The 16,317-nt window shown below is 46.1% G+C and carries 20 protein-coding genes; 1 reads left to right on the forward strand and 19 read right to left on the reverse strand.

The genetic code is table 11. The features are described 5' to 3' along the window. Nucleotides 1–44: 44 nt before the first annotated feature. The 6 genes from bshA to AC6ESP_RS05600 all read right to left on the reverse strand — a co-directional run bounded on the left by bshA (nucleotide 45) and on the right by AC6ESP_RS05600 (nucleotide 4,178). Complete coding sequence (gene bshA / locus AC6ESP_RS05575; RefSeq protein WP_497095699.1) at nucleotides 45–1,208, reverse strand: N-acetyl-alpha-D-glucosaminyl L-malate synthase BshA; 1,164 nt, start codon at nucleotides 1,206–1,208, stop codon at nucleotides 45–47. Nucleotides 1,209–1,292: 84 nt separating this feature from the next. Continuing rightward, on the reverse strand, nucleotides 1,293–1,991 hold the full coding sequence (gene bshB1, locus AC6ESP_RS05580) for a bacillithiol biosynthesis deacetylase BshB1 (RefSeq protein ID WP_497095700.1): 699 nt from the start codon (nucleotides 1,989–1,991) through the stop codon (nucleotides 1,293–1,295). Beyond that, a complete protein-coding gene (locus tag AC6ESP_RS05585) occupies nucleotides 1,988–2,410 on the reverse strand; it encodes a methylglyoxal synthase (RefSeq protein ID WP_497095701.1) in 423 nt (140 codons plus the stop codon). The genes bshB1 and AC6ESP_RS05585 overlap by 4 nt, the downstream gene beginning before the upstream one ends. A 26-nt stretch (nucleotides 2,411–2,436) precedes the next feature. Beyond that, on the reverse strand, nucleotides 2,437–3,237 hold the full coding sequence (dapB, locus tag AC6ESP_RS05590) for a 4-hydroxy-tetrahydrodipicolinate reductase (protein WP_497095702.1): 801 nt from the start codon (nucleotides 3,235–3,237) through the stop codon (nucleotides 2,437–2,439). Between the two features lie 5 nt (nucleotides 3,238–3,242). Next, nucleotides 3,243–3,788, reverse strand: a complete 546-nt coding sequence (locus tag AC6ESP_RS05595) for a tetratricopeptide repeat protein (protein ID WP_497095703.1) — start codon at nucleotides 3,786–3,788, stop codon at nucleotides 3,243–3,245. A gap of 54 nt (nucleotides 3,789–3,842) precedes the next feature. After that, nucleotides 3,843–4,178, reverse strand: a complete 336-nt coding sequence (locus AC6ESP_RS05600; RefSeq protein WP_497095704.1) for a nucleotide pyrophosphohydrolase — start codon at nucleotides 4,176–4,178, stop codon at nucleotides 3,843–3,845. 140 nt (nucleotides 4,179–4,318) lie between these two features. On the opposite strand from AC6ESP_RS05600, the gene AC6ESP_RS05605 reads away from it, so the two are divergent. Continuing rightward, entirely contained in the window at nucleotides 4,319–5,188 is an 870-nt protein-coding gene (locus AC6ESP_RS05605) for a YitT family protein (RefSeq protein WP_497095705.1), read from the forward strand. 8 nt (nucleotides 5,189–5,196) lie between these two features. On the opposite strand, the gene AC6ESP_RS05610 is transcribed toward AC6ESP_RS05605, so the two are convergent. From AC6ESP_RS05610 to hisC, 13 genes are all read right to left on the reverse strand, one after another. After that, nucleotides 5,197–6,054, reverse strand: coding sequence for a sporulation protein YpjB (locus AC6ESP_RS05610; RefSeq protein WP_497095706.1), 858 nt, complete (start codon nucleotides 6,052–6,054; stop codon nucleotides 5,197–5,199). 42 nt (nucleotides 6,055–6,096) lie between these two features. Continuing rightward, complete coding sequence (locus AC6ESP_RS05615) at nucleotides 6,097–6,729, reverse strand: DUF1405 domain-containing protein (RefSeq protein ID WP_497095879.1); 633 nt, start codon at nucleotides 6,727–6,729, stop codon at nucleotides 6,097–6,099. A gap of 69 nt (nucleotides 6,730–6,798) precedes the next feature. Then, nucleotides 6,799–7,671, reverse strand: a complete 873-nt coding sequence (locus tag AC6ESP_RS05620; protein ID WP_497095707.1) for a c-type cytochrome — start codon at nucleotides 7,669–7,671, stop codon at nucleotides 6,799–6,801. Nucleotides 7,672–7,692: 21 nt separating this feature from the next. Further along, entirely contained in the window at nucleotides 7,693–8,364 is a 672-nt protein-coding gene (gene qcrB / locus AC6ESP_RS05625) for a menaquinol-cytochrome c reductase cytochrome b subunit (protein ID WP_497095708.1), read from the reverse strand. Nucleotides 8,365–8,380: 16 nt separating this feature from the next. Beyond that, nucleotides 8,381–8,914: a Rieske 2Fe-2S domain-containing protein gene (locus tag AC6ESP_RS05630; protein WP_497095709.1), complete on the reverse strand. Its 534-nt coding sequence runs from the start codon at nucleotides 8,912–8,914 to the stop codon at nucleotides 8,381–8,383. A gap of 237 nt (nucleotides 8,915–9,151) precedes the next feature. Then, entirely contained in the window at nucleotides 9,152–9,574 is a 423-nt protein-coding gene (locus AC6ESP_RS05635; protein ID WP_497095710.1) for a DUF2487 family protein, read from the reverse strand. Between the two features lie 172 nt (nucleotides 9,575–9,746). Continuing rightward, on the reverse strand, nucleotides 9,747–9,929 hold the full coding sequence (locus AC6ESP_RS05640; protein ID WP_497095711.1) for an IDEAL domain-containing protein: 183 nt from the start codon (nucleotides 9,927–9,929) through the stop codon (nucleotides 9,747–9,749). Nucleotides 9,930–10,213: 284 nt separating this feature from the next. Further along, entirely contained in the window at nucleotides 10,214–11,398 is a 1,185-nt protein-coding gene (locus AC6ESP_RS05645; protein WP_497095712.1) for a hypothetical protein, read from the reverse strand. A 242-nt stretch (nucleotides 11,399–11,640) separates the two neighbouring features. Continuing rightward, a complete protein-coding gene (locus AC6ESP_RS05650; RefSeq protein ID WP_497095713.1) occupies nucleotides 11,641–12,219 on the reverse strand; it encodes a histidine phosphatase family protein in 579 nt (192 codons plus the stop codon). Nucleotides 12,220–12,288: 69 nt separating this feature from the next. Beyond that, nucleotides 12,289–12,891 carry an anti-sigma factor family protein gene (locus AC6ESP_RS05655; RefSeq protein ID WP_497095714.1) on the reverse strand — a complete coding sequence of 201 codons (603 nt, stop codon included), beginning with the start codon at nucleotides 12,889–12,891 and terminating at the stop codon, nucleotides 12,289–12,291. Further along, complete coding sequence (locus AC6ESP_RS05660; protein WP_497095715.1) at nucleotides 12,888–13,484, reverse strand: RNA polymerase sigma factor; 597 nt, start codon at nucleotides 13,482–13,484, stop codon at nucleotides 12,888–12,890. Before AC6ESP_RS05660 ends, AC6ESP_RS05655 begins: the two co-directional genes overlap by 4 nt. A 551-nt stretch (nucleotides 13,485–14,035) precedes the next feature. Next, complete coding sequence (locus AC6ESP_RS05665; RefSeq protein WP_497095716.1) at nucleotides 14,036–15,127, reverse strand: prephenate dehydrogenase; 1,092 nt, start codon at nucleotides 15,125–15,127, stop codon at nucleotides 14,036–14,038. Nucleotides 15,128–15,131: 4 nt separating this feature from the next. Continuing rightward, nucleotides 15,132–16,229, reverse strand: coding sequence for a histidinol-phosphate transaminase (gene hisC, locus AC6ESP_RS05670; protein WP_497095717.1), 1,098 nt, complete (start codon nucleotides 16,227–16,229; stop codon nucleotides 15,132–15,134). Nucleotides 16,230–16,317: the final 88 nt, after the last annotated feature.

A 16,317-nucleotide genomic window follows, 5' to 3' on the forward strand; every position in this document is an offset into this window, starting at 1 on the left:
TCCTCACTTCTGGCATGCCAGCAATACGTACTATATTTGATTATCTAATCCGTGCACACAGGTATAGGCACGGCTGCTTCAATTCCTAGAACTCTATAATAAATCTGCTCATATTGAGCCGTTATTACATCATTGCAGAATTCATTCCTTGCTCTGTGAATACTTGCTTCCCTGAACTGCTGATGCAATTTCTCGTCCTTAAGCAGACGCGTCGCATAGCCAGCCATTCCGTCAACATCACCAATAGGACATAAATACCCTGTTGTGCCATGAATGACGAGCTCAGGAATACCCCCTGCAGTCGAACCAATGGTCGGAACGCCGCATGCCATCGCCTCTAATGCGACAAGCCCGAAGCTCTCCTTCTCCGATGGCAGAAGCAATAGGTCAGCGAGGGAGATAACTTGTGCTACATCCTCTTGCTTACCAAGGAAATGAACGCGATCCTCAAGTCCCATCTGCCTAATCTTACATTGAATTTTGGACAGCTCAGGTCCTTCTCCGACCAGCAGCAGCTTAGCAGGAAGCCTTCTTGATACTTGTTCAAAAATATCAATGACATCCCCCACACGTTTGACCGGGCGGAAGTTTGAAATATGCATGAGCACCTTCTCATGGGGCTCTGCGTAATCAGCTCTGAGAGACGCTGTATCTCTCGGGTAATAAACCCGTTTGTCTACAAAGTTATAAGTCAGATCAATCGGCTTCGTGATGTCGAGCAGCTGTCTGGTTTCATTGATCAAATCCTTGGATACAGCTGTTGCTGCATCGCTTTGATTGATTGCCAATCGAATTAAATCTTTAAGTGACTCATCCTGAGCAAGGACAGTAATATCAGTACCATGAAGCGTTGTAACCGTCTTGAGATGATCTCCGACCATTTGCTTCGCCAAAAAAGCACATACAGCATGCGGAACAGCATAATGAACATGAAGGAGATCCAGCTTTTCCCTCTTTGCAATCTGTGCCATCTTGCTCGCTAATGACAAGTCATATGGCGGATATCTGAATACATAATAATCGTTAACTTCGACTTCATGAAAAAAAATGTTTTTATGAAAATGACCTAGTCGAAATGGAATGCTATGTGTAATGAAATGTATTTCATGACCCTTCTCGGCCAACAATTTCCCAAGCTCTGTAGCAACAACACCAGAGCCTCCTAGGGTAGGATAACAGGTTATTCCTATTTTTAATTTACGCGTCATTATAGCTTCACCCCCTGGGCTATGCATGCTGTTCTATATTCTATTCTTCATCATTGTACATTTAGTCTATCTATAATAGTGTAATCAAAATTGTTCAACCGCATGCGGCCGCTTAATAGCAAAGCCCTCTGCGTAGTTCCATCCTCTTGCTTGCCCAAGCAGAGCATCTCTTGCATGTACCCGCTCCACATAACGGTCCGTAAGAGGCGTATCGACACGGTCTTCACTGCTGCTGGTTACTTGGAATTGTGATCGGTACGCAAGCAGTGACTGTGTTTTCTGATCGTAATACTCGGATACGTCGACAACAAGCGATACTTGGTCCACGTCATTAATATAGTAATAGATGAGCTGCTCTACTTGAACAGCAGGAAGCTCAGGCATGTATCTTCGCAGCTTGGCATTGAATACAGCCTCTTCAACCAGCTTGCTGCAAGCAATATGGTCAGGATGCCGATCAATCCAATAAGGCGCGAACACGATACGAGGCCTGCTTCTCCGAATTTCAGCTACGATAGCATCAATATGCGGTTTGCTATTCTCAAGCCCTCGATCAGGCAGACCGAGATTCGTTCTGGAATATAAACCAAGCACCGAGGAAGCGTCAGCAGCTTCCTGCTTCCTCAGTTCCACGGTGCCGTTAGACGACATTTCCGCTTGTGTTAGATCACATATCCCTACACGCTTACCTGCTGCTGTATGCTTTGCAATTGTACCGCCCATTCCGATCTCCGCATCATCCGCATGTGCTCCGAATATGAGAATATCTAAGGCTTCACTCATGCCTGTTCACCTTGCTTATATTTATGAACAAGCTCCCGCCATGCGAAATCTCCGCGCTCGAGCGCTTTTACAAGAAGTTCGGAAGAAGCTATATTCGTTGCAACAGGAATACCTTGTACATCACATAGACGGAGCAAAGCCGTAATATCCGGTTCATGCGGCTGTGCCATAAGTGGATCACGTAGGAAGATGATGAGATCCATTTCGTTCTGTGCGACCATCGCACCGATCTGCTGATCTCCACCGAGCGGACCAGACATGAAGCGATGAATGGACAAGCTTGTCTGTTCCATTATTCGAGTGCCTGTAGTACCTGTAGAGAATAAATGATGAGGCGTGAACACATGCTCATAGGCGATTACGAAATTAACCATTTCTTCTTTTTTACGGTCATGTGCGATGAATGCAATATTTAACATCTGCGTTACCTCTCCCTTTAATGTAATTAATCCATTAGATGTTCAAAGCCGTAAATCAAGCCCGAGTACGTCATGATTTTTTTGATAGCCACATTAACGCCAGGCATATATCCAGCACGATCATAGGAGTCGTGGCGAATTTTGAGTGTCTGCCCATAACCGCCGAATACAACCTCTTGCTGAGCGAATACACCTGGCAATCTGACACTATGTATCCGGAAGCCGTTATAATAGCCGCCGCGAGCACCTTCTATAGTCTCTTCCTCATGTGGATTACCCTGACGGAGCTCTTGACGTACTTGAGAGATAAGCTCCGCCGTCTTAATGGAGGTTCCTGATGGGGCATCCAGCTTCTGGTCGCCATGATACTCAATAATCTCTACATGAGGCATATATTTAGACGCTTCGGCGGCGAATTTCATCATGAGAATAGCCCCAATTGAGAAGTTCGGTGCAATTAAAGCGCCTAGTCCTTTCTCTTGAGACAGCTTGTCCAGCTCATCGATTTGCTCTGGAGTGAAGCCCGTTGTCCCAATGATAGGGCGAACGCCATATTCAATCGCTGTCTTCGTATTGCTGTATGCTACTGCAGGCACCGTGAAATCAACGAGCACATCCGCATCGCTTCCATTTAGCGCCTCTTCCAATGTCGCGCTCACAATAACTCCTGTGTTTGATTTCCCAGCAAATACGCCTGCATCAACAGGACCTGCTGAAGGGGCGACGGCAGCGACGAGCGCCAGCGTCTCATCCTCCAGCACCATTTTGACAACCTCACGGCCCATTCGACCACTTGCTCCGACAACTGCTACTTTAATGATTGCCATCCTTATCACCTTTTCCTATTTCTTTGTCTTCCTAACATACGGTGCCGCAGCATTCGCCGTTTGCGGTTCACATCTGCGAACAGCCTGCGGGCGGCTGAATGTCCCGGATCAAGTCTGACCGCTTCCCGCGCATTCACAGACGCAGCATCGAGCTGCCCAATCTCTGCGTACACCAATGCCATTAAGAAAAATGCTTCAAAGCTCAGCGGGTCCAGATCTGCTGCTTGCTGAAGCAAGGGCAGTGCGTCTGAATAGCCCGGCTGATCTGCCGCTAGCATCCGTTCTGCTGAAGCGACCAGCAGCTTAGCTTCTATAGTGTGGAGATAATACTCATATTCGGAATGCTCTGAATCCATTAGAACGGCTTGCTCAGCGTAGTGATGAGCTTTGCTCCACTTGCCGCTTCTAGCGCAAGATACTGCGCATTTGTGATAATAGCTGGCATTGTTTGGATCTGCAGCTATCGCTTGCTCGAACCAGTATATCGCTTGTTCAAAATCACTGTTCAAGATGTAGCTATACGCTTTTTTAACGCAGCTTTCACCATCCATCTGCCCATCCTCCTTGTACACAGGTTGATGGTACAGCATATGTAAGAGGGTGTTCTACTGTTCAGCGTTTTTCTTCGTCCACCGATTAGCGTCGCGTGTATTGAATTTATGCATCACTTTATTGTGGGCTTCAGTCAAATCAATATCAAGCGAATTTGCAAAACAGGACAAAATAAATAAAATATCGCCAAGCTCCATCTCGATGGAGTTATCTTCTTCATCAGCCTTCTTAGGCTTCTCCCCATAGAAGTGATTCACTTCGCGGGCTAGCTCACCTACTTCCTCACTCATTCTTGCCATAAGAGCAAGCGGACTGAAGTAGCCTTCCTTGAATTGAGAAATATAAGCATCGACTTCACGCTGAACGTCAGCTAACGATTTTTCCGACATAATGAATGTTCCCTTTCCGAGTAGGTAGATATCGCTAATAATTCATATGTTAACGTAAAGAGTCGACGAAAACAATGTTTTTTGAAGCGTCTGTTTAAGCAATCGTGCTGGAGGCAAGCCTAACTTAAAAAAGGAGTCTTATGATGCTGAGGAAGATTGCCATTCAATTACAAACGATTGTCCCTATATTAATCGGTACTGCGATATATGCATTCGGCTTGCATTACTTTGTGATTCCGAATCAATTAATGGAAGGAGGAGTAACTGGTATTGCCATCCTTCTTAATTATGCTGTAGGCTGGCAGCTGTCACTGTCGACATTACTGCTTAATATTCCACTCTTTCTCATAGGCTGGCGGAAGCTCGGAAGCAAAGCAATGGCCTATACGATCATTGGAGTAGTCTCGCTCTCCCTATTCCTTGCCCTACTGGAGAAAAGCATTCGCAAAGGCTGGATCGTCCCCTTCCACACCTCGCAAGACTACATACTAGCCGCACTCTACGCTGGTGTTACATTGGGTACGGGACTGGGCATCGTCTTCCGCTTCGGCGGCACAACTGGCGGTGTAGATATTATAGCCAGAATGATATCCGGTCGAAAAACCTTCAGCATGGGTCAGGTCATATTAAGCTTCGATGCTGTCATTATCGGTGTATCCTTATTTTATATTCCTATTGAAAAGGTGCTGTACACACTGGTAACTGTGTTTGTCGCATCTAAATTAATTGACTTCATTCAAGATGGAGCATACTCTGCCAAAGCATTTTCTATTATAACAGAGCATGGCAGTGCTATTGCGGACTTGATTACGCAAGAGCTGGATCGCGGAGTTACACTTATTCCAGCTAAGGGAGCTTTCTCTGGACATGCGAAGGAGGTCGTATACTGCGTCATTCAGAGGCAGGAAATTCGCCGCCTCAAAACGATTATACGCAATATCGACCCCCGGGCATTCATTGTCATTAGCGAAGTCCATGATGTGCTCGGAGAAGGCTTCAAGGAAGATTGATCGTAGCGTTAAGAAAGCGGCTTGATTCCGTAAGGCTCCTGTTTGTACTTTCTCCAGCCTGTGTAAGTGAGAACAGCCATAATGATAGCTCCGATAAGAAAAGTCCAGCTGATTGGATTAGCAGTCACAAGTGGTGCAATAACAGGCTCTTCCTCCATGATGACCCCATCTGAGAATAATCGTGTTAATGCCCCTCTCAGATCGTCAATAGAGTTATCAGTCCAATCTTGCTTCGACTGTCCTTTCATCCCCGCTTCGAGCAATACATTTGTATACCTGATTCGCTCGTTGAGCTCCTCAATGCGCTCTTGTGGACGCTGCATAGCCGCAGCAGCTTCTATTCGGGACAAATGGGCAGTGAAGCTGTTCATTGCTGCTCTGGCTGCAGTCGCGCCATCTCCAGTCTGCCTGTTCCATGCCTTATTGATCCTCAGCAAATCCTCAAGCATGATTTTCTCGTACTGAAGCCATAACGCATTTCCTGGTCGGAGCAATGCATCGGTAGTCAAGTGAATGCTTGCAGCTGCAGTTAGCCAATCTGACTGCAATCTCCCATTCTCTAGAGATGCCTCTATAGACATGACACTATCTTGAACCAATACCCAGCCTGCCGATCGACCCGTATCCTGCAAATATTCATTCTGCAGCAGCTTATCTATTTGCTGGACATATTTATACCCTGCTTGGCGATTGTTCGTATATGCTGCCTTATACAATTGATTGGCAGCTTCATCCAATCGCATCAGCTCACGATCTGAACTATTTGCACTTAACGCCTGACTGGGCGAATAAGCAAGCACCGTAATAATCGAACAGATCGTCATGATGATACATAAGACGAATGGTATGGCAACTCGTATCTTCATGGACATCCCCCCATAGAGCATTCTATGAGGGGATGTCCATAGTTATAACTGTTTTCTCGCTCGAAGTGCCAGCCAGCCCACAATGAAGCTGAAGATAGATAAACAATAAGTAAACAGCTCAACCTCCGGCAGGTCATCCATCAGCTCCTTGGCAAGCCATGGGAATATCCCGAATGTGTAATCAATCGTATCGTTGAGCAGCAGCCATAGCGTTCCGATAAAGACAGCCAGCCAGCCTGCCTTCATAAATCTGGCATACAGCAGTACCTCAAGAGCCATCCCCAGATGTGAAGCGCTCAGCATCGCATGCTGCCAGTTCAGCTCGCCACCTTGCGCTCCGCCAGCTACGATCATGGCTACAGCCCAAATTCCATACTTAACGGAAGTTACTACGGCGAGTCCTTCAATAATCATCCGTGCGCCATTCACGAATTTGGAAGCCGAGCGCGGCGGGAACAGGAAATACAGCAGTACGATGGTGAAGAATAGACTAGCTGTAGGACTGTCAGGAACAAATACAATTTGCCATAGTGGCTGGGTTTCCAGCGTCTCTGTCAATTGATTGTTGTACCAGATGTAGCCATATACCGTACCTAAGAAATTAATAATGAACAATCCCCACAGCATCAATCGACTCATTAAGAAAGAGCGGCTCCAAAACCACGATAATGTCAAATTCATTCGATCCCTTCTCTTGGAAAAAAACCTGATCGCATTATGCGATCAGGTTTCTGCCTGTTTCAATTATTCAGTAGGTGCCTTTTGTTTAGCCAGCCAAGTCGTTAATTGATCGATTTCTTCAGTAGACAGATTGCCCTCGAATGCTGGCATTTGACCCCTACCGTTCGTTACAATATCGGTCAATTCCTCTTTGGAATATTTATCCCCAACGCCAGTTAGTGCCGGGAAGTCTCCTTGGCCCTTCAAATCTGTAGCATGACATCCTATACATTGTGCTTGCACAATAGCCATTGCAGGATCATTAGCATCGACAATTGGGATAGATGCAGTCTCAGGCTGGCTTATAGGATTAGGCGGCTCTTCACCTTTCTCGATGGCTTCGCGAGCCTTCTCTTCCCTTACATGATGCTCAGGAATCGTATTCGTGATCTCCAGCTGATGCTGGTAGTGATCCCATGAGACAACGGTCAGGTAGACGACTGAAACTAATGACAGAAGCATTAGTGATGAAGCAATCGGCCTCCGATAGAACCTACGCTCTTTGCCTGTATCAAGAAACGGTGCAAGCATTAACGCTCCGAACATAACGCCTGGAATACCTATCGTACCCAGTACAATATATTCTTGTGATACATATGGATATTTCAAGAATTGATACAGGAACAAGAAGTACCAGTCTGGCATCGGAATGAATGCTGCGTTCAATGGATCTGCTGGATAACCAAGCGGAGCCGGTTCTGCAATCGTCCACACCAAGAAGCCGACGAGTACAACACAACCAACCATCCACTCCTTAAGCAAGAAGTTCGGAATGAACGCTTCCGATTTACCAGGGAATGAAGTATAGTCAGGCGGAATATTCGGGTGATTGCTCTTCTTAACCCGGGAGTCGCCGACATAAACGACCTTCTCGTTAGATTTATGACCATGCGCCATAGCAGTAATTCCTCCCTTCGCTTAAAGTGGTCCCGCGATCCCTTGCTTCCGGATCATAATGAAATGCGCCGCGAGCATAGCGATCAACGCGCCTGGCAAGAAAAATACGTGAATCGCGAAGAAACGAGTCAACGTTTGCGCACCTACAATATCGCCGCCATACAGGAATTTACCAATATACGGTCCAATATAAGGTACGGATTCAGCGATCTGCACGCCTACTTTTGTAGCGAAGTAAGCTTTGTTATCCCAAGGAAGCAGGTAGCCAGTGAAGCCGAGTCCTAGCATAATGAAGAAAATCAGCATCCCTACTACCCAGTTCATCTCACGTGGAGCCTTGTACGACCCAGTGAAGAATACACGCAAAGTATGTAAGAACATCATAACGATGACTAGACTCGCTCCAAAGTGGTGCATGCCGCGAACGATGCCGCCAAATGCAACCTTATGGTTCAAATAGTCAACGCTTGCATAAGCATTAATAATATCCGGCACATAGTACATGGTCAGGAACATACCGGACAAGATTTGAATAATGGTAATAAAAAACGTCAATCCGCCGAAGCAATAGACGAATGCGGAGAAGTGATGAGCTGGGTTAACATGCTCTGGCACTTCGTGGTCTGCGACATCCCGCCATAGCGGCGTAATATCAAGACGTTCATCAATCCAGTTGTATATCGTTTTAAACATCTGAAATACGCCCTCCTTAGCCTACTCGTGAATTCGCTTTAACTGGACCCAAATACACAAAGCCATCTTCAACCTTCACTTCGTATTCATCCAGTGGATTCGGTGCAACCGTGATGTTCTTGCCGTCTTTGGTGTAACGTGCGTCATGACAAGGACAATCATATTCATTCAGGCCTTTCGTGTTCCAACCGATTGTACAGCCCAAATGCTTACATACCGGCGAAAGTGCAAAAATTTGGTTGTTTGCATCTTTGGAAATCCAAGCTGATAGCTCTGGATCGCTTATGTACCACCCGTCTACCTGGTGAATTTGGAACTTGAATTCTTGCGGCTCAGCAGTTATTTTGTTCTCTTCAACTACTTTTACCCAAGTGCCTTCACCCTTTTTTTCTAACAGCGGGTCTACTGCAAAACGAACCATTGGCAATACTGCGCCGCCCATCATAAATGCAGTCGTACCGCCGAGCGTATACGACAAAAATTGACGCCGTGACATCTCTTTACGCTGAACCGGTCGGTGCGCGGTTTCTTGATGTTCGTGGTTACTCATCTTCTGTTCTACCCCCTTTGCCAACCATATCTCGTGTTTTGCCCCACGGCAAAAACACATGACGAACTAGGACATAACTTATAATAGCCTAGGTGCTTAGGAGCGTCAAGAATATGGCTGGAGATTTGTTTACCTATGAAATGTCGTTCATAAATTTGTAATTAATTTGTCACATTTGACCTTGTCTGGCATTTGTTTTCCCCAATTACTAATTTATTTATACAAATGAGGCAGAACTTACTCATTGACAATCGGTTTCCACAGTGTCTGCACAGCTTGTGAAACAGCAGAAGACAGAGGATTATCACCCATTTGATCGGGACATAGAACAAGATCTGCTGCCGAATATCTATCCTCCTCAACAAATACTGGAGAGACAACTATGACATAACGAAAGCCTGTCCCTCTCAAAGACATACATAGCTGATTAACTACCGCAGCCTTCGTCTCCTCACTGATATAATGCATAGCAGGATAGGTAACTACTCTTCCCTTGAACGGTATTTCAACGAGATCCATGACGTCTCTCAGCTTCTCTAACGCAGCTGTCGCTTCAAAGGGCTGCTCGTGACCGGTCATGCCAGTAACTGGCAGCAGGCAAGTATCTAGATAGGGACGAAGCTCCTCCCATTGTTTATCCGATAGATCACTGAATTTCATAAGCTTGTCTCCTTCAACACCAATTAATAATTGTTTCAGCACATCGACTCTATGTTACCCTCATTTGCGTTAATTGCCAATTGCTATTTAACAAAAAAACTTCCGTAACAATGAAAAGACTGCTCAGAGCCTTCTCATCTTCACGGAAGCTTTTATTAACGTTAGCGTTAGTCTAATTTTTCATTTGGTTTAATTGTTTGGCCAAGCGGTAAAAAGTATCCTCATCCCCGCCCGCAAGCGCGCGATCAATCGCTTTGTAAATCTGATCGGTGCGAAATTTAAGCACAGCATCGTCCAATACCATTTCTGCAGCCAGACCTAACATTGCCTCATACGTAACCTTCATTTTGTCCATAGGATACACCTCCAACCGGCGTTTAAGAGATCCTATCTCTTCAGCTTCCCCCACTGCGTCCATCGTCCTCTTCATTGAAGCTAATCGCATCTGTCCATTCCCTGAGCGACTTCTAGCAGGTGATTCAAGAGAATGAGTATAGGCTCGTAATCTTGTACTCTTCGTTACAATCGAACCGGCTCCTACTTAAGCATATTCAGCAACCTGCTTGCCGTTTAGTACGATTGCCCCTATTCTCATTAATGTGTCTTTGCCTATATTGCAAGACCATTCAATAGAACCATTTAACATAGAAACATTCTGTCATGCTCGTCTAAGCTTACCCCTGCAATGACTGCTCTGCCCGCTTTCGTCATCCGCACAACCGCCCCATGCTCTTGATGCTCGCCCAATCGGAGCATTCCAAGGTGAACCATCATGCCTATGATGCGCTGCTCGAGAATGCGGTCAGCCGTGTCATAATAGAAGGGCTTGATGAGCGGAATCAACACTTTACGGAGAGACTCTACAGTTACCCACTGCTCAGCTAGAGCATTCATCCAGTGTACAAGCGCCAATAGATTCGAGATAGGCCCTTTGTACAGCTTCAACCAGAACTTATACAGCTGTTCCAGCTCGGCAGGTGATTTGCCAGCTATGAGTCTCTCTTGCCCGCTTGCTGTTAACGTTAGAATCATATTGCTCTCGCTGAAATACTTCATAAAGCTGCAGTAATCATACAGCAAGGACATACGGTTCGGATAATGGTGAAAATGTCTGCCGTAGCCGAATCTCCACTCACCCTTAGCTGGAAGCTCCTCTCGAATCGCCAGCCTCTCCAGAATTTGTCCACTGAACCGCTTGTACATGGAACCGTCCGCTGACAGCTGAACTTCGTTATGATAGACATAATGAAGCAGCTGATGAATATCATCCTGCATTAGCTGCTGCTCATCCCGATATACATGCGGTTCATCGGTATAGTGAAGCTCTGCTGCGAACCTTCGTTTCAGCGTATCACGGAATCTTGTCCGCAGATCGTTCGGAACCTGGAACAAGTAGCGATTGGGGCCGCTAAATCCATTGAATAGCCAGCCTTGATGCTTGAACCTTGCAATCATGTCACGCGGCCCAGCTTCCTTCGGAGGATCGATTGCCGCTTGTTTCTTTCTTGTACGCTTCGGCTTCTTCTCCGGCTCAGGCTGCTCCTGTGGCTGAATTTCTCCGAATTTACTCTGCTGCACCCTCGCGATTAGCTCCTCTAGACTGAACGAATCCCTTTTCTCGAACAGGAGAGAATTAAGAAATCGCATTTCCTCCAATTTCATACTGCTAATCTGCGCTTCAAACACATCGTTTCGGCTTACGGTTGAGAGAATAGACTGAATCAAATCATTTTTGGAGTGCCCATTGCACTCACACCGATACACGGAGGCAATTCGACTGAGCTGCTGAATATCAGCGTAACCCAGCATATCCGAGAAATTCATGTTATCTCTCCTTTCCGCAGTTCCAGCGCTGCCGCATTACCACTTCGCAAGCTCGATATTTGATTCGTCAGCAATAGTTAGTACCATTATGGGAAAATAATCAGATTTTATAACCAACTGCTGAAAAATTAGCCGCCCTACATAGAGATATGTCCATTGCTGCACAGTAAAAAGGAGCCTAACGATGTTGACCTGTCGTTAGGCTCCTCTGTATCGAGAGCATTCAGCTGAATCCATGATTGCTATACGCTTAGATGTCGTGAGCAATTATATAGAAGCGGACTCCACTGCCCATCCGCATGCTCAAGAATCGAATAGGACATATTGTTCAGATATTGCTTCTCCAGACCGGAACAAAGCTCAGAGAACATTTGAGATAGGAAGCCACCATGAGTGACAACAAGCAGCCTTGCACTTGACCTAAGTGTTTGCCAATCCTCGAGAAACAGTAGTCCACGTGATCGAACATCCGCATCCGACTCTTGCCCTGCAGCTGCATTGCGCCAATCCGCTCCCCATCTCTCCAGCCTCTCTGACTCTGTCGTTCCTTCAATATCACCGAAGCGCCGCTCACGAAGCCGTATATCACTATCTAGATGGGGGATATCGAGCTTGCCAGCAATTATTCTTGCGGTCTCGTGTGCACGCTGCAGATCACTGGAAATGATAGCATCCCATTGCTCATGATCAGCGTAGAGCCGCTGTGCTAATGCCTGCGCTTGAGTTACGCCAAGCTCGCTAAGCGGAATATCCGTCTGACCTTGAATTTTACCTAATGTATTCCACTCTGTATTGCCATGTCGAACGAATCCAATAATCAATCTGTCGCCCTGCCTTTCATCGTCTAAGGAACAAGAACAGAGGCTCCCGATGGGGAACCCTGAATGTCGTTAGTTTCGTGTTCGTGACAGCCAATTCAATATTAATAACGTTATGATTATGCCCAGTAAAGATAAGGCTACCCAATATTGAGGATAAGTAGGCACTACCTTCAGGACGAATGGATCACTGATGCTTGCTACAGGCACCTCGAATTCGGCACTAATAACCAAACCGTTTCCAGACGCATTTGCGGTATCCATCAAGCCAGTCAATTGAGCCATTTGCTGAGGTGATGTTCCATGCTCATTCCCAATAATGAAGAAGATTAGCGCGCAAGCAAACATTGCCATGCAGCCTGCTACTGCTATAGCCAGATTGCGCCGGAAGGATCTTGAGAAATTATAGCTCTTGTGCGCGACAGGTATGAGCCAAGATTGTTCCGCGTATATGCGTTCCATTACATTGCGATTAACATGCTCGATTGAACCGAATACCGCTTCATCTTCTTCAGGAATACAGCGCAGCAATTCTTCGCTCTCTTCCCATAGACGGAACTGTTCGGAGCAGTACTCGCAATCCAATAAATGCGCTTCTAGCGCCTCACGTTCAGCGTCGTCCTCGGATAAGCTCCAATAGACGCCAAACCTATCTTGAACGTCATCGCATTTCATCGCGTCTTCATCCCTTCGTATTCTTCCACCATCGAGGCTTCCCCGAAATAAGGCTCAAGCTGTGTCTTGACACTCGCTCTTGCCCGGAAAAGCAGCGACTTAACAGAACTGACCGTCTGCCCTAGTATGTTCGCAATCTCTTGATAGTCCAGTTGATCATATTCCCGAAGAATAAGTGCCGAGCGTTGCTTCTCTGGCAAATTGTTAATGGCTTCACGAACCATCGCCATTCGTTCATTGCGCAGCACCTGCTGCTCTGGAGCAGAGTCCGGAGCAGTCGTTGGCACGATACCCGAATCGTCCAGTGAAAGGTTAGCCGCTTTCTGCTTACGAAGCTCGCTAAGTACCGTGTTACGTGCAATGGTGTACAGCCACGTCGAGAAAGAAGCATCCACCTCTCGGAACGAATGAAGGCTGCGATAAGCTTTATAGAATGTCTCAGAGCATAAATCTTCAGCAAGTAACTCAAGCTTCGCGCTCTTAAGCATATGATAGATGAAAGAGAGAATCTTTCGTTGGTATCGACGCATCAACTCAGAGTACAGCTCGATGTCGCCTTCTTTGATTTCACGTATTAATTGGGAATCAGTCATGACAGGCGAACCTCCTCACCTGCGAATTCTTCTTCCCAGTTCGATTATGTAACCTTATACCGAACCGGAAGCGAAAAGTTGCGGTCTTTATCATAAAAAATTCTGAAAATACGAGTCTATCATTAATTCGAGTCGTGCTCTCAAATTCCTTCTTCTTTCGACATAAAGGATTTTAACCCATAATTTAACAAGTGAAACATCCCTATGTATTGTATCATAGACCCCATCATTCGTCCGATAAATGAGTAAATTTAAATATAAAAAAAAAACCACCTATTATTAGAATAGGTGGTTCGCACATTGTGCGAAGAATTTGGATAGGAGTGGAGAGAAACCATACTGTACTTTTATTATATGTATACGCTTCCAAGTTGTCAATAAGCGTTTTCATTTTTTATTAAAATAGTTTGGAAACGCTTTAACCTTGGATTGGGTCATTTTAATCGATTGAACCTGCTCGAGCAGCAAATCCCCATTACACAACAAAGAGGAGACGCCCTAGGAGTGCCTCCCCTTCTCGTTTCATTATTCGCATGGTGCTGTGATACTTATTATTGATGAACAGCATATCCCGTGTTGCTGAGCAGAACCATTGCCTGATCCAAATCATCCTGTGTGCGGAAAGACAGCCTAAGCACACCAGGCACCTCTTCCCTGCTCTCAATGATTTGAATATTGCTCAGGTTAATCTGCTCATTACCGAGTTGACTGGCAATTTTGCCAATAATGCCTGGGTGATCAGCTACTTCTGCGTAACATTCATACGTTGATACAATCATTCCCTTACGGCGTTCCGGCAATCTGCTGCGGAAGTCTCCTGCATGACGGAATGCTACCTCTATGCCGTCCCCATCAAGAGATTCCAGCATAGCAACGAATTTAGCCGTTTCGGCGTTCCAGTCCTTAAGGAGCTTAAGCAACACACTGCGATTATTCGTTAGAATATCGCGCCATACGATCGGATCACTGGCAGCAATTCTTGTGATGTCACGGAACCCTCCAGCTGCAAGCGATTCGTATAGACCATTACTCTCGCTATAGCCTCTAATCTGGTTCACCAGTGCAACGGCAATAATATGCGGAAGATGGCTAATTGCACCTACAATCTCATCATGGGACTTCGCATCGACACTCACAATATGAGCCCTTGTATGCACGAGCAGGGCTTTCAGCCTCTCCAGAGCATCACTAGGCGTTGTTTCATCCGGCGTCAATACATAAAATGCGTTCTCGAATAAATGTATAGATGCTGCCTCAACGCCTGACCGCTCTGAACCAGCCATCGGATGCCCACCAATAAAGGAAACATCCTGAAGCTGGAGACGTCGCCCGCACTCAACGACAGAAGCCTTCGTGCTGCCAACATCCGTAATGACACAGCCCGGCTTCAACGGCAATGCGTTCAATTCCGTCACATATTGTTCCAGATTGCCTACTGGCACACATAGAAAAATAAAGTCGGCATCTACGGCCGCTTCCCGCATTGACGTTGTGGCATGATCGACTACGCCGCGCTGCATATATTTCTCTACGGAAGACTGGCGGTTAGAATAGCCAATCACTGTTAGATCCGGCTTGCCTTTGAAGCAGAGAGCGAGTGAGCCCCCGATTAAACCTACCCCGAATATCGCTATTTTCACCATATGGTTAACCGAGCACCGCCGATTCCTGCAATACTTGCTCTAGAGCCGCAATGAACTTCTCATTCTGTTCTTTCGTTCCCACCGTTACACGAATGTGAGTCGGATAGAAAGTCCAGCGAGATCTTACTATGAAGCCTTTACGCAGCAGAGCATCGAATATTTCAGGTGATGAACGCTTGACATCGACCATTACAAAATTACCATTGGCAGGGAAATACGGCAAGTCAAGGCGATCGAACTGTTCACAGAGGTAGACGATGCCTGCTCTGTTATGTTCATGCGTATAAGCAACGAAGGACGGATCCTTCAATGATGCAAGCGCTGCTGTCTGCGCAAGATGTGAAGTATTAAATGGCTCACGCACTTGATTAATGAAGCGGATAACGTCAGCATGTCCAACACCATATCCGATTCTAAGCGTAGCAAGACCATGAATTTTCGAAAAAGTGCGCAGCACAATAACATTGCGATACTGATCAAGCAGCTTCACACCGTCAGGGAAATCCGGATCTTCTACGAATTCGCAATAGGCTTCATCCAGTACAACTAGGACATGAGCCGGCACATTATCTAAGAAGCTTGTCAGCTCCGATTGCGTGACGATTGTTCCCGTTGGATTGTTCGGATTACACACCCACACAAGCTTCGTCCGATCTGTTATTTTGGCTAGCATAGCTGTTAGATCATGCTTACCATCTTGCAGGGGCACTTCTATAATTCGAGCATTCTCCACTTCCGCGTTGTGCTTATACTGCGGGAAGGTTTCGTCGGCCATGATCGTCTCGTCACCAGGTGCAAGGAATGCACGGCACAGCATCAGAATAATGTCGCTTGATCCTGTCCCAAAAATAATTTGATTCGATTGAATGCCTAGCTTCTCCGCCAATGCAGCGGTTAATTCCACGCTCGCTCCATCCGGATAAATAGGAATATGGTCCAATCCCCTTATAATAGCTGCTTTGGCCTGTTCGGAGTATCCGAACGGGTTCTCATTGGAAGCAAGCTTAATCACTTCAGTTAATCCAAGCTCCCTCTTAACATCCTCAACCGGCTTGCCTGGCTGATAGACAGGAAGGTGTATGATATTGCTTTTTGGCTGCATGGGCCGTTCACCTCTTCATAGTAATGGCTAAGACAATGTACATGTCCTCTATTGTCTCATATCTTGTTTCGGTTTTAAAGGGTTAGAA

The sequence above is a fragment of the Paenibacillus xinjiangensis genome (assembly GCF_059686975.1).

Bases quoted from the DNA above. Each gene is read 5' to 3' on its own strand.
- AC6ESP_RS05610 (WP_497095706.1), bottom strand. From the start codon at position 6,054: ATGAAGATACGAGTTGCCATACCATTCGTCTTATGTATCATCATGACG.
- AC6ESP_RS05585 (WP_497095701.1), bottom strand. From the start codon at position 2,410: ATGTTAAATATTGCATTCATCGCACATGACCGTAAAAAAGAAGAAATG.
- bshA (WP_497095699.1), bottom strand. From the start codon at position 1,208: ATGACGCGTAAATTAAAAATAGGAATAACCTGTTATCCTACCCTAGGA.
- AC6ESP_RS05665 (WP_497095716.1), bottom strand. From the start codon at position 15,127: ATGGTGAAAATAGCGATATTCGGGGTAGGTTTAATCGGGGGCTCACTC.
- AC6ESP_RS05600 (WP_497095704.1), bottom strand. From the start codon at position 4,178: ATGTCGGAAAAATCGTTAGCTGACGTTCAGCGTGAAGTCGATGCTTAT.
- AC6ESP_RS05655 (WP_497095714.1), bottom strand. From the start codon at position 12,891: ATGAAATGCGATGACGTTCAAGATAGGTTTGGCGTCTATTGGAGCTTA.
- AC6ESP_RS05630 (WP_497095709.1), bottom strand. From the start codon at position 8,914: ATGAGTAACCACGAACATCAAGAAACCGCGCACCGACCGGTTCAGCGT.
- AC6ESP_RS05640 (WP_497095711.1), bottom strand. From the start codon at position 9,929: ATGGACAAAATGAAGGTTACGTATGAGGCAATGTTAGGTCTGGCTGCA.
- AC6ESP_RS05605 (WP_497095705.1), top strand. From the start codon at position 4,319: ATGATGCTGAGGAAGATTGCCATTCAATTACAAACGATTGTCCCTATA.
- AC6ESP_RS05645 (WP_497095712.1), bottom strand. From the start codon at position 11,398: ATGAATTTCTCGGATATGCTGGGTTACGCTGATATTCAGCAGCTCAGT.
- AC6ESP_RS05660 (WP_497095715.1), bottom strand. From the start codon at position 13,484: ATGACTGATTCCCAATTAATACGTGAAATCAAAGAAGGCGACATCGAG.
- hisC (WP_497095717.1), bottom strand. From the start codon at position 16,229: ATGCAGCCAAAAAGCAATATCATACACCTTCCTGTCTATCAGCCAGGC.
- AC6ESP_RS05635 (WP_497095710.1), bottom strand. From the start codon at position 9,574: ATGAAATTCAGTGATCTATCGGATAAACAATGGGAGGAGCTTCGTCCC.
- bshB1 (WP_497095700.1), bottom strand. From the start codon at position 1,991: ATGAGTGAAGCCTTAGATATTCTCATATTCGGAGCACATGCGGATGAT.
- qcrB (WP_497095708.1), bottom strand. From the start codon at position 8,364: ATGTTTAAAACGATATACAACTGGATTGATGAACGTCTTGATATTACG.
- AC6ESP_RS05595 (WP_497095703.1), bottom strand. From the start codon at position 3,788: ATGGATGGTGAAAGCTGCGTTAAAAAAGCGTATAGCTACATCTTGAAC.
- dapB (WP_497095702.1), bottom strand. From the start codon at position 3,237: ATGGCAATCATTAAAGTAGCAGTTGTCGGAGCAAGTGGTCGAATGGGC.
- AC6ESP_RS05620 (WP_497095707.1), bottom strand. From the start codon at position 7,671: ATGGCGCATGGTCATAAATCTAACGAGAAGGTCGTTTATGTCGGCGAC.